We start from the raw sequence: 13856 nt of genomic DNA, 5'->3' as shown, positions 1-13856 counted from the left end.
GGCTGACGCAGGATCGACGATCACGAAATCTCGTCAGGATCGACGATCCGATACGAGAGGTACACGCAGCCGAACGCGAGGACGGTCCCGCCGATCACATCCGTGAGCCAGTGGATGCCGAGGTACATCGTCGCGATCACCACGGACCCGGCGAGCCACGCGGCGAGCGGCGTCCACAACGGGTACTCCTCGCGCGTCAGCACGGCGAACGTCGCGACGGTCACGGAAAGCGACGTGTGCAGCGAGGGGAAGACGTTCGTCGTCTCGTTGATCGCGCTCGTCAGCGCGCTGACGTTTGGGTTGTGGGTGTACAACAGCGACGTACCGACGTGCAGGTTCCGCGGACCGTGTGCGAACACGATCGTGTAGAGCGCGAGCCCGATAGCGTAGTTGAACGCGTACGCGACGAGCAGCCGCTTCAGGGTCGTCGTCTTCGGGAGCGCGAGATACGCGAGGAACGGAAACGCGAGTAAGAACGCGTAGCCGTACACGTACACCGACGAGAAGTATATCGTCAGCTCGGGGGTGGCGTACGTCTGCTGGAACCACTCGACGAAGTTGCCTTCGAACGCCCAAATGAGTCCGGTCAGCCGCAGCCCGAACAGCTCCGAGACTGTCTGCAGCGAATTCCGGCCGACGGCGCTGACCAGCAACACCGCACCGAGCGCGGCGATTTCCCGCTGCGCGTCCCGCAGCCGCGGCACGAGGTTCCCCCACAGACCGTACAGACGGTTCGGCCGGACGATCGCGATCGCGGCGACGAGCAGCGACGCGCAGAGCCACAGCACGACCGATCCGACGACGGAGACGAACGGACTCATTGCTGTTTCGCGAGCAATCGGCCTTGGTCATCGAACCGATAGCCGGCGTCTCGGAACAGGTCTCGCGCCTTCTCGACGTCGAGTGAGCCGGTTCCCGGATCGTCCGCGAACGGATAGATCGGGTCGGACGAGCGGTCGTCCCACCGCAGGTCGTCGGGAACCCACTCGGGCGAGACCGAAAGCGGCGACGACGCCGGTTCCGCGTAGCCGTCGAACGCCTCCTCGACGAGGGTTTCCTTGTCGATCAGCGACGCGAGGATACCGCGGAACCGCGGGTTCGACAGTGGTGGCCGCCGCACGTTGTAGCCGACATGGTAGAACGCGCCCGACTGGCCGGCCACGAGTCGAGCGTCGGCCTCGCGGCCGATCCGCGGGATCGAATCGGGGCCGAGGTTCGAGACGGTGGCGTCGGCGAACCCGTCGCCGACCGCCTGTACCGCCGCGATGTCCGAGGGCAGCACGCCGACTTCGAGCCGGTCGAACGCCGGCTTCCCGTGGAGCCGCTCGGGGACGCCGGCCGCGGGGTTCGCCGATGCCTCGCCGTCCCACGCCTCGGCTCGCGCGAGGAAGTGGTCCGGGTTCCGTTCGAAGACGGCCGACTCCTCCGCCGTCGCCTCCACGAACCGAATCGGTCCGCTTCCGACCGGATTCTCGTTGGTCGCGACAACTGCCTCTGTCGTCTCCGCGTCGACCTCGAAGTCGGCGATCGTCGCGGCGTCGGTACGGTCACGCCACACGTGCTCCGGCAGGATCGGCACGCGGAGCGCGCGGTCGATCACCGCTCGGTTGACGTTCTCAACGCCGAGCTGCACGGTGCGGTCGTCGACCGCGAGAGCCGACTGGACGACCGAGCTCCGGCCACGGAACCGCGGAGTCGGAACCGGTGTCTCCATCGTCCCCATCGACGTGTCGCGGAGGAACTCGTAGGTGAACGCCACGTCGGCGGCGGTGAGGGGTTCGCCGTCGTGCCAGCTCGCGTCGCGCAACGAGACCTCGACGGTCTCGGGACCGATGCGCTCCCAGTCCGTCGCGAGCCACGGGACGACCTCGCCGTCGTCGACCAGCACGAGCCGGTCGTACAGCAGCGACGTGAACGTCCCTTGGCGACGATACTCCGCCGCGATCGGGTTCCAGTTTTCCGTGATACCGCTGTCGGTCGTCACCAGTCGGAGCGTGGCCACCCCTTCTGGCCCGTCGTCGCCGTCGAGGAGGTCGCTTGCCGCGCCGGCCGCGGTGGCGTTTCCGTCGTCGCCGTCGAGAATCTCGCTGATCTCGGTTGCGTTTCCGTCACCGCCGGTCGCGTCGCCGGTCGTTTCCGTGTGATCGAGCGACAGCAGGCCGGCGACCGACAGCGGCTGTCCCTGACTCCACCCGTCGAATTGCGCTTCGCGGACCGCGGTGAGCGGATCGGGAACCGCCACGACGGTGAACGGCTGTAGCTCGCCGAGCGACCGCTGGAGATCCGCCACTGGATCGCTCCGATCGCTTTCCGCGCGGCGCTGGCGTTCGAGTTCGTCGTCGACGCCGTTGAGGTCGGCGAATCCGAACGGGTTCTGTCGGCCCACTTCCGCGGCGAACCGCGAGTGCGTGAACGCGTACAGCGCGTCCGGGTCGAACGGCTCCGGTTCGAGGAACTGGCCGACGTACGCATCGAAGTTCTGGTTGATGAGTACCTTTCGCCAGAGCGTGGTTTGGTCGAGCGTGTTGATCCGAGCGTCGACGCCCACCGCCTTGAGGTTCTCTGCGAGGTGTCTCGCGATCCGGATCGCGTTCGGGTCCCGATCGGCGGGCACCGCGTCTATCTGGAGAGTCAACTGCGAGGACATTTCGCGTCCCGCGAGATTGCGCGTGCGACCGAGACAGCCGCCGCTCGCGGTCGCTGCGGCGAGTCCAGCGAGCGTCTGCCGACGGCTGATCGGTCGACCCATGCGTCGATGCTCTTTCGCCGCCGAGGTATATCTCTTCTGTGGTCGACCCTTCGCGGACACCGGTCTCGACTGGCCGTCTCGGTCGATTTTTGCCCGGCCGGTTTCCGCGGGGATCGGGCGTGTTCGGCACCCGGAGGAGTCGATCAGATCACGTCCGCGAGCGGAAGTACCAACCCGACCGCCCACGCGACCGCTCCGGCGGCCAGAACCGGACGGCCGTCGGCCGCTCGGCCCAGTGAGACCACGCCGAGCGCGGCGATCAGGGCGACTCGGTGGACGATGAGGGCGGGCGGGATCGCGACCCCGAGTGCGGCGAAGTCGGCGACGAACCCGACACCGAGGCCGATCGCGACGGCGAGCGCCGCGGCTGACGGGTCGCACCTTCGCGCGAGCGCGACCACGATCCCGGGCAGGCCGACGGCGAGGACGAGGTACAGCGGGGCGGCGATCGCCTTCGGGGGAAGCGTCGGGACCAGCGTCTCGACGGCCACGCCCGTCGCGCGAACGCCAACGACGATGAGCGCGAGCGAGACGCCGAGCGCTGCTGCCCGCGCGTGTCGGCGAGCGTCTCGTCGCCCCCGGCGGGCGAGGTCGACGGCGGCCCGCCGTGTCTGTCGTCGAAGTAGGATTCCGCCGAGGGCCGCAAGCGCCGCCGCAGAGGCCAGATCGACGATCGTGAGCCACCCGTCGCTCCAGCCGCCGTCGATGCCGCGGTACTCGCGGGTGACTTCGGCGTCCACCGATCCGCGGATGAGTTCGTTCTCTAGGCGGGTTTTGGGTTCGTCGATTCCGGGGACCGTGTGACGCAGCCGGAACCAGTCGTAGTACTCCTCGTGGGCTTGGACGGCCGTGTACGCCCCGTCTGGCGACTCGTAGGCGCGGAGGTGGTCGCGGACGCCGAGATACGAACCGTCGTGGAGTTCGAACGTCTCGGCCATCCAGATCCCTCCCTCAGATCCGCGCACGTAACTGTACCGCGTCGAACTCCGCGCGTCCGCCCAGTCCCGCTCGACTATCGCCCGGACCTGATCGGCGTTGCCGGTGGCCGCCGTCTCCGCCTCGGTCGTCTCCTCCCAGTCCGCGTCGGACCGGTGTTCGATCGCTCGACGGGTCGTCGCGGCGTCTGCGCGGAACACGACGTTGATCGCGAGCGTCCGGCCCGCGACCGACGTGTCCCGGCTGGTGTACGGCCACAACTGATACTCTCCCTCGACCGCGACCAGCGAGTCCGCGGCGATCGTCGCGTCCGGATCCTCTGCCGGCGGCCCGGCGAAGACCCCCGAGAGGGCCAGTCCGACGCCGACAACGACGAGCAGCGCGGCGACGGCGGTCGTCCGTCTCATGGATTCCGTGAGGAGGCGGGGGGCAAAACCGGTTCGGGTGCCGTCGCGTCTCCGTCACCGCAGCCGCGTCGCGTCCGCCCGCGCCGGAGTCCGCCGTCTCGATCCTGCCGACGCGCTCACCACGTCTCGACGACGCCGTCGCGAACGTCCTCCGCACAGCCTTCGCAGTCGGGATGGTCAGAGTCGAAACACGTCGGCCGGCCCGCGTCGTCGACGGCGACCGCCCGGTGCTCCGCGTGGCGGCGACAGACGATCCGCGCACCTCCCTTGTCGTCGACCGGGAGGTCGTACCGCGCCGCGCCCGAGGCGGAGCCCGCCGGATCGTCGCGTCCCTCCCTGTAGGCGCGTTTGGCCGCCTCGAACTGGCGACCCGCCTCGCGAAGCCGTCGGCGGACGGCGCGTTCGAGTCGGTCGTCCATACGACTCGATTCGTCCCGCGAACTATAGGTCCGTTGGCCGGCGGGATCGACTCCGTTCGCACCCCACATGCCGCGGATCCGTCTCATTGAGTCGAAGAAACCGTTCGCTGTCCCGGGGAAAACACGACGAACGTTCAGTTCATGAAGCCGACGGGGAGGTATTAGTCGTCTCGGACCCACGCCACGGGTATGAGCCAGACCTCAGCGGAGTCGGTGTTGCTGTCGGACAACCCCCCGCTCGACCTCCGCCTCTCGCCGGCCGAACTCGACGCCGCCCGCGATCGCATCACTTCGTTCATCGCCGACATCGTCGCCGACGCGGGCGCTGACGGGGCCGTTCTCGGCCTCTCGGGCGGGATCGACTCGACGCTGACTGCCCACCTCGCGTGCGAGGCGCTCGGCGAGGACGGGCTGCACGGGATCACGATGCCTGCGGCGGTGAACGACCCCGACGTGATGACCGACGCGGAGCGAGTCGCTCACGACCTCGGGATTGCATACGACGTGGTCGAGATCCAGCCGATCGCCGAAGAGTTCTTCGAGGCGTTCTCGGAGGCAGTGGACGACCGGACGGCGGCGGGGAACGTGTACGTCCGAACGCGCGCGGTCCTGAACTACTTCGTCGCCAACGCGGAGAACCGGGTCGTCCTCGGGACGGGAAACCGCGCGGAGGCGATGACGGGCTACTTCACGAAGTACGGCGACCAGGCCGTCGACTGCAACCCGATCGGGAACCTCTACAAACAGCAGGTGCGGCAGTTAGCCGCGCACGTCGGCGTCCCCCGCGATCTGGTGATGCAAGAGCCCACCGCCGGCATGTGGGAGGGACAGACGGACGCCGACGAGATGGGACTCGACTACGACACCGTCGACGCAATCTTGGCCGTCCACGTCGACGGCGGCCTCTCGCGGGCGGCGACGATCCGGGAACTCGACGTGCCGGCCGAGGCCGTCGATCGGGTCGTCGAGCTGTCCGAGCGTAGCGAGCACAAGCGGTCGATGCCGCCGGTTCCGGAACGGTAGAACAGGGCAGGGCAGCGTGAGACTGGTCGACGAACGAGCGCGCCCCGATCAGGCGTCGTGCGCCCGTTGTTTCGTGACCTCCGCGATACCGGCGTTGGCCGAGCAGTTCGGGCACGCGTGGATCTGTCCCCGCTCGTCGGAGAACACCCGAGCGAAGCGGTCCGAGACGTGCGCGTCGCAGTGCTCACACGTTGGCATAGTGGGGTGGCTCCGGGCGGCTGTTGGCGTTTCGTATCATGGCAGTTCTACGCACGTGAGAGTTGGTCACGAACGCCTAAGTGGCCTTTCCGAACTCCGTCCAAAATTCGTCCGAAAACGCCGAGTAACCCTGAACGATCGCGACGCACGCGCGAGGGTCAGCCGCCGCCGCAGCGGTTCACCGTTCTCGCCCGATCCATCCGCCTCAGAAGTCGCGGAGGTCGTCGAGCACGTCCATCGCGGAGCCGTCGTCGATGGCGTCGCGGGCCATCTCCAGTCCCTCGTCGATCGAGTCGGCGTCCTCGCGGGCGTAGATCCGGAGCGCGGCGTTGACCGCGACCGCGTCGGCGAAGGCGTCGTCGCGGTCGCCCGCTAACACCTCCTCCGTAATGTGCGCGGAGTCGGCGGCAATGTCGTCGACCGCGAGGTCGTCCTCTTCGAGATCCATCCCGTACTCGGCGGTCTCGATATCGAAGTCCTCGAAGGACGCGCTCTCGCTGCCGGTCTCGCCGTCGCCCGAGTTCTCGTCGGCCGCGTCGCCCGCCCCGCCGGCCGCGGTCCACTCCGCGACCTTGGTGTAGCCGGGTCGAACGTCGTCGTACCCCTCCATGCCCTGGAACATCAGGACGCGGTCGAGGTCGTGGAACTCGCTTTCGACGAACGTGTCGACGACTTTCTTCGCGAACGCGAGGTGGTAAAAGGAGCCGAGGTGGACCGACGCACCTGCGGGGTTCGCCAGCGTCTCGATCGTGTTGACGAACGTGCGGACGCCCATCATGTCGCGGCGCTCGAACAGGTCGACGATCGCGGGATTGAACGCGGGCTGGTAGTAGAAGCCGAAACCCGTCTCGTCGACCATGTCAGCGGAGTCCGAGGGCGTCAGCTCGGTGTGGACGCCCAACTCGTCGAGGACGTGTTTGTACGCGTCCTGCTTCTGCGTGGGGACGCGGTCACCGGAGTGGACGACGACGGGCGTGCCGGCGGCGGCCGCGACCGCGCCCGCGGCCACGCCGAGGACGGCGGTCCGGCCCTTCCCGTCGTAGTTCGCGCCGCAGTCGACGGGGTCGACCTTGGGCTCCGCGTACTCGACGCGCTCGCACATAACGTCGACGTACGCGCCGAGTTCCTCGGCCGTGTTGCGCTTCCAGCGGTTCGCGAGCCAGAACGCCCCGAGCGTCGTCGGATCGGGCTCGTCCGCGAGGATGCGCTCGAACGCCTCCGTCGCCTGCGCGCGCGTCAGGTCGTCGGCCGACTTGTGCCCGGACCCGCAGACCTCGGTCATCAGTCGCTTGAGCGGCCATTCGCCGAACTCCTGCGTCGCCTGATCCATACCGTCCGTTCGGGGCTCCGAACGAAAAGTCCCTCGCTCGCCTCTCGACCGCTGGGAAGCGAAAACTCGCCGTGTCAGGGAGATTGAGACCGATTCGTTGCCCGCTCGCTTGCGGCGCGCGCGAGCGACGAGCACGGTGAGCCGGCCGGTTCACACCGGTTCCGTGGAACCCGATCACATAATATAATGTGTCGTTCGTAGAGTTTCAGAATAATTTATAGTATATGCAATCACTTTTACGGACTATAGATTCTGTAACACGTCCTAAAAAGCGTCAGAGTTATATATTCGTCCATCAAGTTGATGATTGTACCCGATGACGTCCAAATCCGTGTCCACCGCACTCACGCTGTATCGCTCCCGCACACTGACGCTCGAACAGGCCGCGACGATCGGCGGCTGCTCGACGGCACAACTCGAGAAGAGCGCCCGCGCGTTCGCGCCGTCGACCGGTACCACTCCCGCTGACGACTGATCGCTCCCGCTGACGACTGACCGCTCCCGGACTGGCTACCTCAGATCTCCCGTCGCCGGCCGCCTGCCTCCGAAACCGGTAGGTACGCGCGGCACCTGATCCCGGCAATGAGTCTGGACGCCGACTGGCGGGCCGGCATTGACGCGGTCGACGCCGCCCTCATCGACGAGTACCAGAGCGACTTCCCGGTCGAGTCGCGCCCGTTCGAGCGCGTCGCCAGCGAGATCGCCGCCGAGACGGGCGTCGATCTCGACGCCGACGCCGTCCTCGACCGCGTTCGCGACCTGCGCGAGCGCGGCGTATTCCGCCGATTCGGCGCGGTGTTGAACCCGCCGGTCATCGGCTCCTCGACGCTCGCGGCGGTGCGCGCGCCCGAAGACCGGTTCGACGAGGTCGCCGAGACGATCAACACTCACCCGCAGGTGAATCACAACTACCGCCGCGACCACGGGTGGAACCAGTGGTTCGTCGTCACTGCGGGCTCACGCGACAAACGCGACGCGATCCTCACGGCGATCGAAGCACAGACCGGCTGCGAGGTCCTGAACCTCCCGATGCTCACGGACTACTACATCGACTTGGAGTTCCCGGTCGTGAACGGCGACCGGTTCGCGCGCGAATCTTTCGAAGAGACGGCCGTTTCCGCCACCCGCATCTCCGAGGACGCCCGCGGCGACCTCTCGACGCTCGAAGCCGACCTCCTCTTGGCGATCCAAGACGGCTTCCCGCTGTCTGCGACCCCCTACGCCGACGTGGCCCGCGAGATCGACGCCGACCTCGACGACGTGCTCGCGGCCGTCGATCGCCTGCTCGCCGACGGCTGCATCAAGCGGATCGGCTGTATCGTCAACCACGTCGTCACCGGGTTCACGAACAACTGCATGGTGGTGTGGGACGTGCCCGACGACGACCTCGACGAGCGCGGCGAGGCCGTCGGGAGCCTCCCGTACGTCACCCTCTGTTACCACCGGCCGCGCCGCCCGGACCAGGAGTGGGAGTACAACCTGTTCACGATGATCCACGGCCGCGAGGCCGACGCCGTCGACGCGAAGATCGACGAGCTGGCGGCCGCACACCTGCCGTACGACCACGAGCGGCTCTACTCGACGGCGACGCTGAAACAGACCGGCGCGCGCTACGAGAATCTCGTCGCGAGCGAGAAGTGAAAACGAAACGTTCGGTCAGTCGTCGGCCAGCACGGTCGGCTGCTCCGTCTCCGCCCCGTCGGCGTCACCGACCGCGATCGGTTCGCTGCCCTCACCAGCCGCACCTCCCGCGGTGAGGTGGGTGAGCGCGTCGGCTCCCGCGACCGCGACGACGACGAAGCCGATCTTCGAGACCACGTCGAGGTAGACGAACACGAGCATCTCGGTGGCGGGCGTCACCAGCCCGAGGCCGGTCGGCGCGAGCGCCCACACGACGGGGTAGAGCGTCCAGAGGACGACGGTGATGTTTCGGAGCGTCCCGAAGACGGCCCGGACGCGGTCGCCCGCGGCCGCCGCCGACCGCGGGAGCGAGACGAGGAGCCCGTAGACCAACGCGAGGTACGCGACGCCGCCGACGCCGAACAGCGCCCACGAGAGCGTTCCCGCGGTCGCGCTCGCGCCGATACCGGCCGCGATGATCACTACGTCGACGCCGATCAGCCCGGCGAGGACGCCGCGCGACGGCCGTGCCAGCAGGCCGAGGTACAAGAGTAGGAGCGGCGTCGTCACGAGCCAGTCGACGTAGCGAACGATCTCCACGTCGCCGGCGGGCGACGACACCACGCCGACGCCGAGCGCCATCGCGAGGTACGCCAGCGCCGCGACGCCGGTGACGCCCGCGAGCGTGAGGTAGTACTTGGCGTGCGACTCCCCGGTGGCCGACTCCTCTGTGGCCCACGCCCAGAGCGGCGCGGCCGTGCCGGCAACCATCGCGACGAACCCGAGCCACGCCCAGACGGCGGCGTCGGCGATCATTGCCGGTCACCTCCCGCGCCGCCGGCGGCAGACTCGTCCGCGTGCGAGTAGTCGAAGGCGGCGTCCGCGTCGGTCTCGTCGTCGTCGGACGCGTCAGTTCCGCCGTCGGAGACGACCTGTGCGGTCGCGTCGCTCGCGGCCGGAGAGGCGTCGAGGTCCGCGTCGGCGGCGAACTCGAAGCCGCCGACGGCGCTTCGTAGGTCGCGCGCGCGGTCGGACAGCGATTCGGCGGCCGTCTCGACCGCGCCGAGGGTCTGCTCCTGTTCGTCGACCGCGCCGGTCACGTCGCCGGCGGCGCTCGCGGTCTGTGCGCTGATCGCCGACACGTCCTCGACGTGGCCGACGACGGCGTCGACGGAGTCCGCCTGTGTCTCCGTCGCGCGCGTGATCTCGGTCATGCTCGTGTCGGTCCGCTCTGAGGCCTCTGCGAGGCGTTCGAGCGCGTCGATCGACGTCTCGACGGTCTCGACGCCGGCCGAGATCCGCTGTTCGGTCCGCTCCATCGCGTCCGCGCCGGTCTCCGCGCGCTCTTGGACCGCGTGGATGCGGGCTTCGATCTCGCTCGCGGACGCCTGCGTCTCCTCGGCGAGCGACTTCACCTCCTCGGCGACGACCGCGAAGCCGGCCCCTTCGGCCCCCGAACGCGCCGCCTCGATGGAGGCGTTCAACGCGAGCAGGTTGGTCTGTTCGGCGATGTCGGAGATGGTGTCGACCACCTCGCCGATCTCTTCGACCTCCGCCGCGAGCGCCTCGACTTCCGCGGTCGTCTCCGCGGTCGTCTCCTCGACGGCGTCCATCTCCGAGAGCGCCTCCTCGGCCGCCTCGCGGCCCTCCTCTCCGACCGACGCGGCGTGTTCCGCCGTCTCGGCCACGTCGGTGACCGTCGAGGCGACTTCCTCGGCCGACGACGCGAGGTTCTCGGCCTCGTCGGTCGCCGCCCGGAGGTCGTCGCGCTGGGTGCGCGCCCCATCGGCGATCTCCTCGACCGCGTCGCTCACGGTTCCGGTCGTCGTCCGCAGGCTCTCGGTGCGGTCGTCGACGGTCCCCGCGACCTCGGCGGTGTCCTCGGCCACCGTCGCGACCGAGGTGACCGTCTCCTCTAGCTCCGCGGCCATCTCGTTGAACGCCGCACCGACGCGCTCCATCGAGTCGTTGTCGCTGTCGGGGTCGACCCGCTGGGTGAGGTCGCCGTCGGCGAGCGCGCGCATCGCGGACTCGTACTCCGTTGCCTTGCGCTCGACCGTCTCTGCGCGCTCGGTCGCCTCACGTCGCGCGCGTTCGGCCTCCTCGCGGGCGGTCTCCGCGTCGTCGATCTCCGTTCGGAGCGACGACCGCATGGCGTCGAACGCCCGGAACAGCCGCCCGAGTTCATCCGTTCGCCCGGTCTCAAGCGGCACGTCGAGGTCGCCGTCGGCCATCCGTTCCGCCTTCGCCGTGAGCTGTCGCAGCGAGATGACGGTGTTCGATCCGACGGTCACGCCGATGAGCGCGAGCCCGATGACGGTCAGAAGCGTCATCCCGATGAGTCCGGATCGGATCTCTGCGCCCGCCGCACCGAGCCCGTCCGCCCTGAGGTAGACGAGTACCCCGTACGACACCGAAATTCCCATGACGCCGACGAGCGACAGCGCGAGCTTCGCGCCGTAGCTGGATCGGACACGGGTGAACGGTCCCCATTGCATGTGTATCCAGTACCAGCGACCGAGTTCGTATAATAACTGCCACCCGAATATTATGGCTGATAACGCCTCTGCGGCGCTGCGAGCGGCGTTCCGACGGACTCACACGACGACAGGCGAGGCTCACGACGAGAGTCCGAACCGGGCAAACGAACCGGGCAAACGAACCGGGCAAACGAACCGGGTAAACGAACCGGGCAAACGAACCGGGCAAACGAACCGGGCAAACGAACCGACTACCCGAGGAGGTATCGGCTCCACGGATACCGCTCGACGAGCCGCTGGCCGCCGACGGTGTACTCCTCGACGTACGCGTCGAGGCCGAGGATCCGACCGGCACCGAAGGCGGCGACGGAGAGGAACACGAGCATGTACGCGAGGTCGCCGTTGACGTAGCCGTGGGCGATGTCCCAGTTCCCGAAGTAGAACAGGACCATCATGAACGCCCCCCAGAATGCGGCCAGACGCGTGAGAAGGCCGACGAGCAGGCCGAGGCCGATGAACACTTGACCCCACGGCACCGCTACGTCGACGAACGCCATGAACCACGCCGTTTCGGTCATCGCGACGAACAGCCCCGCGAGCGGGCTCCCGCTCGACGCCGGCGTGTTAGCCAAGTAGCCCGCCGCGCTGAACGGCTCGCCGAGGAGCTTCCCCAGCCCGGCTTGGAAGAACGCCACCCCCATCATCAGCCGCAAGGCAAGGATGAACCAGACGCTGAGCGTGTGAATCTTCCCTTCCGCCGAGATCCCGGCAACAGTGCTCTGTAACGACACTTCTTTTGTTGACATACACGAGAGTATACGAATATTTATATAAACATAACGGGGAATTCTCGGTCGCAGAGAGATCTCGTCCGCGGTGTCACCGGTGATCGCACGCCGGTCCCGTCCGAGCGGTCTCGGTCGCCACCCTGAATCAATACCGTCGATCCGTCTCGTGTCGGTCGGCAACACGCTCGTCCGCGCCGGTTTCACTTTCACTTTCGGGGTCGTTTTTAACCCGCGGCGGGGCGAGGCTCTCCGTATGAGCCAGTCCACGTTCGACGACGACGACCTGTTCGGCGAGGCGGCCGCGGAGACCCGCGCGGAGGTCGAAGAGCACCTCGCGGCCGCCCGTGGGGAACTCCCCGATCCCGACGCAGTCTGGGAGACGGACGCGGACAACGTGCTCGGCGTACTCAACGGGCTGAAGTCCGCGCTCGACATCGGCGACGCGGTTGACAGCGTGCGCTCGGCGAAGAAGGCGTACGTGCTCGGCGAGCGCGCCGACGCCTTCGAGGACGCCGACGATCTGCAGGCGGAAATCGAGGAACTGGAGGAACTGGTGGGCGACATCGAGGCCGCCGCCGAGACGGTCGGCGAACTCACCGGCACCGTCCCCGCGATCCGCGGCGCGCTACAGGACGCGACGGCCGAGGAAGACGACGAGGAGAGCGAAGAGTAGCGCCTCCGATCACTCCGAGATCGACTCTCGCTCGACGACCGCCGCCGCGAGCGTCGCCAGCGCGCCGCTCGCGCGGTCGAGCAGCTCCTCGCCGCGGGCGGCGTCGCCTGCGGTCGGATCCCCGACCACGCCGTTCGCGGTGAACTCCGCGGAGTCGTGCGCGAGGTTTACTCCGGAAACCCACTCGCCCCACCGATCGGCGGCCCCCTCGCTCGCGGCCGCGACGCGCTCCTCGCGGACGAGATCGGGGTTCGTCGCGCGCAACAGCGCCGTCTCAAGCGGCCCCGCGTGGCCCATGTCGCTCGCGTGCTCGCCGACGGCCTCGAACCACGTGAACGAGACCGCGTAGCCGTCGTGAGCGTCGTCTCGCGAGAACTGCCGCGCGACCTCCGCGAGCGCCTCCACGTTGCCGCCGTGTCCGTTGACGAGCACGACCCGGTCGATCCCGTGCTCCGGCAGCGACTCGGCCGCCTCGCGGACGTACGCCCGGAACGCGTCCGGCGAGACCCACATTGTCCCCTCGAACGCGCGGTGCTCCTCGGCGACGCCGACGGGGATCGGCGGGGTGACCGCAACCTCGCTCGTGCCGGCCTCGGCCGACTCGTAGGCGGCCGCGCCCTCCTCCGCAACCGCGATCGCGTCGAGCGTGTCCGTGCCGAGCGGCGCGTGCGGGCCGTGTTGTTCGGTGCTCCCGACGGGGATGAACGCGATGTCGACATCGGCGTCGCGCACATCGGTCCAAGTGGCGTCCGCGAGTCGCATATCTGATCGTCGCCGCGACGAACCGTATAGCCAGCGGTCCGAGCGGGGGAATTATCGGATCGGCCGATGAACCGCGACCCATGGTGGACGATCACGAGAACCACGCACGGGTGGACGGGGTCGCATTCGGTCCGCTGAAGCGCGCGCTCCGAGAGCACCGGTATCCGGTGTCCGCCGCGGAGCTGATCGAGCAGTACGGAGGGTTCGAGCTGGAGACCGCGGCGGGGAGCACGCGACTCGAAACCGCGTTAGAGCGGGCCGACTCGGTGCAATTCGGCGCGCCGTGGGAGGTCCGCGATGCAATTTTGGCCGGGCTCGCCGACGAGGCCGTGCGACGAGCCGGCGACTCGGCAGCCGGCGAGAACGACGCGACCGTCGACGACGCGTCCGCGACCGGCGACAGAGATGCCTCGACGGAAATCGACGCGTCGAGTGACTGGAGCCGGCTGCAGAGCGAGGAGTGACGGCCGT

The 13856-nt window shown here is 68.3% G+C and carries 15 protein-coding genes; 5 read left to right on the top strand and 10 right to left on the bottom strand.

The window, feature by feature from the left end:
* Positions 1-20: 20 nt before the first annotated feature.
* The 4 genes from NO887_RS02275 to NO887_RS02260 all read right to left on the bottom strand — a co-directional run bounded on the left by NO887_RS02275 (position 21) and on the right by NO887_RS02260 (position 4511).
* Positions 21-821 carry a phosphatase PAP2 family protein gene (locus tag NO887_RS02275; RefSeq protein WP_256416882.1) on the bottom strand — a complete coding sequence of 267 codons (801 nt, stop codon included), beginning with the start codon at positions 819-821 and terminating at the stop codon, positions 21-23.
* Entirely contained in the window at positions 818-2749 is a 1932-nt protein-coding gene (locus tag NO887_RS02270; RefSeq protein WP_256416881.1) for an ABC transporter substrate-binding protein, read from the bottom strand. The genes NO887_RS02275 and NO887_RS02270 overlap by 4 nt, the downstream gene beginning before the upstream one ends.
* Before the next feature lie 143 nt (positions 2750-2892).
* On the bottom strand, positions 2893-4092 hold the full coding sequence (locus tag NO887_RS02265) for a hypothetical protein (RefSeq protein ID WP_256416880.1): 1200 nt from the start codon (positions 4090-4092) through the stop codon (positions 2893-2895).
* Between the two features lie 116 nt (positions 4093-4208).
* Positions 4209-4511, bottom strand: coding sequence for a DUF7091 family protein (locus NO887_RS02260; protein WP_256416879.1), 303 nt, complete (start codon positions 4509-4511; stop codon positions 4209-4211).
* A gap of 189 nt (positions 4512-4700) precedes the next feature.
* On the opposite strand from NO887_RS02260, the gene NO887_RS02255 reads away from it, so the two are divergent.
* A complete protein-coding gene (locus NO887_RS02255) occupies positions 4701-5534 on the top strand; it encodes an NAD+ synthase (RefSeq protein ID WP_256416878.1) in 834 nt (277 codons plus the stop codon).
* 48 nt (positions 5535-5582) lie between these two features.
* Here NO887_RS02255 and NO887_RS02250 read toward each other — a convergent pair whose 3' ends face one another.
* A complete protein-coding gene (locus tag NO887_RS02250) occupies positions 5583-5732 on the bottom strand; it encodes a DUF7563 family protein (RefSeq protein ID WP_196219654.1) in 150 nt (49 codons plus the stop codon).
* Between the two features lie 205 nt (positions 5733-5937).
* A complete protein-coding gene (locus tag NO887_RS02245) occupies positions 5938-7062 on the bottom strand; it encodes an anthranilate phosphoribosyltransferase (protein WP_256416877.1) in 1125 nt (374 codons plus the stop codon).
* Between the two features lie 316 nt (positions 7063-7378).
* Here NO887_RS02245 and NO887_RS02240 point away from each other — a divergent pair, with 316 nt between their 5' ends.
* Together NO887_RS02240 and ahbB are read left to right on the top strand one after the other, a co-directional pair.
* Positions 7379-7537, top strand: a complete 159-nt coding sequence (locus NO887_RS02240) for a DUF7317 family protein (RefSeq protein WP_256416876.1) — start codon at positions 7379-7381, stop codon at positions 7535-7537.
* Between the two features lie 107 nt (positions 7538-7644).
* On the top strand, positions 7645-8703 hold the full coding sequence (gene ahbB / locus NO887_RS02235) for a siroheme decarboxylase subunit beta (RefSeq protein ID WP_256416875.1): 1059 nt from the start codon (positions 7645-7647) through the stop codon (positions 8701-8703).
* 15 nt (positions 8704-8718) lie between these two features.
* On the opposite strand, the gene NO887_RS02230 is transcribed toward ahbB, so the two are convergent.
* The 3 genes from NO887_RS02230 to NO887_RS02220 form a co-directional block, all read right to left on the bottom strand.
* On the bottom strand, positions 8719-9498 hold the full coding sequence (locus NO887_RS02230; protein WP_256416874.1) for a bacteriorhodopsin: 780 nt from the start codon (positions 9496-9498) through the stop codon (positions 8719-8721).
* Positions 9495-11180, bottom strand: coding sequence for a methyl-accepting chemotaxis protein (locus NO887_RS02225; RefSeq protein WP_256416873.1), 1686 nt, complete (start codon positions 11178-11180; stop codon positions 9495-9497). The genes NO887_RS02230 and NO887_RS02225 overlap by 4 nt, the downstream gene beginning before the upstream one ends.
* Positions 11181-11413: 233 nt before the next feature.
* A complete protein-coding gene (locus NO887_RS02220; protein ID WP_256416872.1) occupies positions 11414-11968 on the bottom strand; it encodes a DoxX family protein in 555 nt (184 codons plus the stop codon).
* Positions 11969-12203: 235 nt separating this feature from the next.
* Here NO887_RS02220 and NO887_RS02215 point away from each other — a divergent pair, with 235 nt between their 5' ends.
* Positions 12204-12623, top strand: coding sequence for a DUF5790 family protein (locus NO887_RS02215; protein ID WP_256416871.1), 420 nt, complete (start codon positions 12204-12206; stop codon positions 12621-12623).
* Between the two features lie 9 nt (positions 12624-12632).
* Here NO887_RS02215 and NO887_RS02210 read toward each other — a convergent pair whose 3' ends face one another.
* Positions 12633-13385 (bottom strand): creatininase family protein, encoded by a 753-nt coding sequence (locus NO887_RS02210; protein ID WP_256416870.1) that lies wholly within the window; start codon positions 13383-13385, stop codon positions 12633-12635.
* Between the two features lie 80 nt (positions 13386-13465).
* Between NO887_RS02210 and NO887_RS02205 the strand changes: the two genes are divergently transcribed.
* Positions 13466-13849 (top strand): DUF5789 family protein, encoded by a 384-nt coding sequence (locus tag NO887_RS02205; protein ID WP_256416869.1) that lies wholly within the window; start codon positions 13466-13468, stop codon positions 13847-13849.
* Positions 13850-13856: the final 7 nt, after the last annotated feature.

Source organism: Halorubrum laminariae, assembly GCF_024494655.1.
Lineage (GTDB): Archaea > Halobacteriota > Halobacteria > Halobacteriales > Haloferacaceae > Halorubrum > Halorubrum laminariae.
The sequence above is the reverse complement of the archived record's forward strand: the minus strand, read 5'-3'. Positions and strand labels throughout refer to the sequence as shown.

Excerpts from the sequence above, each read along its gene's own strand:
- NO887_RS02270 (WP_256416881.1), bottom strand. The coding sequence starts at position 2,749 with ATGGGTCGACCGATCAGCCGTCGGCAGACGCTCGCTGGACTCGCCGCA.
- NO887_RS02205 (WP_256416869.1), top strand. The coding sequence starts at position 13,466 with ATGGTGGACGATCACGAGAACCACGCACGGGTGGACGGGGTCGCATTC.
- ahbB (WP_256416875.1), top strand. The coding sequence starts at position 7,645 with ATGAGTCTGGACGCCGACTGGCGGGCCGGCATTGACGCGGTCGACGCC.
- NO887_RS02220 (WP_256416872.1), bottom strand. The coding sequence starts at position 11,968 with ATGTCAACAAAAGAAGTGTCGTTACAGAGCACTGTTGCCGGGATCTCG.
- NO887_RS02265 (WP_256416880.1), bottom strand. The coding sequence starts at position 4,092 with ATGAGACGGACGACCGCCGTCGCCGCGCTGCTCGTCGTTGTCGGCGTC.
- NO887_RS02275 (WP_256416882.1), bottom strand. The coding sequence starts at position 821 with ATGAGTCCGTTCGTCTCCGTCGTCGGATCGGTCGTGCTGTGGCTCTGC.
- NO887_RS02240 (WP_256416876.1), top strand. The coding sequence starts at position 7,379 with ATGACGTCCAAATCCGTGTCCACCGCACTCACGCTGTATCGCTCCCGC.
- NO887_RS02260 (WP_256416879.1), bottom strand. The coding sequence starts at position 4,511 with ATGGACGACCGACTCGAACGCGCCGTCCGCCGACGGCTTCGCGAGGCG.
- NO887_RS02245 (WP_256416877.1), bottom strand. The coding sequence starts at position 7,062 with ATGGATCAGGCGACGCAGGAGTTCGGCGAATGGCCGCTCAAGCGACTG.
- NO887_RS02255 (WP_256416878.1), top strand. The coding sequence starts at position 4,701 with ATGAGCCAGACCTCAGCGGAGTCGGTGTTGCTGTCGGACAACCCCCCG.
- NO887_RS02250 (WP_196219654.1), bottom strand. The coding sequence starts at position 5,732 with ATGCCAACGTGTGAGCACTGCGACGCGCACGTCTCGGACCGCTTCGCT.
- NO887_RS02215 (WP_256416871.1), top strand. The coding sequence starts at position 12,204 with ATGAGCCAGTCCACGTTCGACGACGACGACCTGTTCGGCGAGGCGGCC.
- NO887_RS02210 (WP_256416870.1), bottom strand. The coding sequence starts at position 13,385 with ATGCGACTCGCGGACGCCACTTGGACCGATGTGCGCGACGCCGATGTC.
- NO887_RS02230 (WP_256416874.1), bottom strand. The coding sequence starts at position 9,498 with ATGATCGCCGACGCCGCCGTCTGGGCGTGGCTCGGGTTCGTCGCGATG.
- NO887_RS02225 (WP_256416873.1), bottom strand. The coding sequence starts at position 11,180 with ATGCAATGGGGACCGTTCACCCGTGTCCGATCCAGCTACGGCGCGAAG.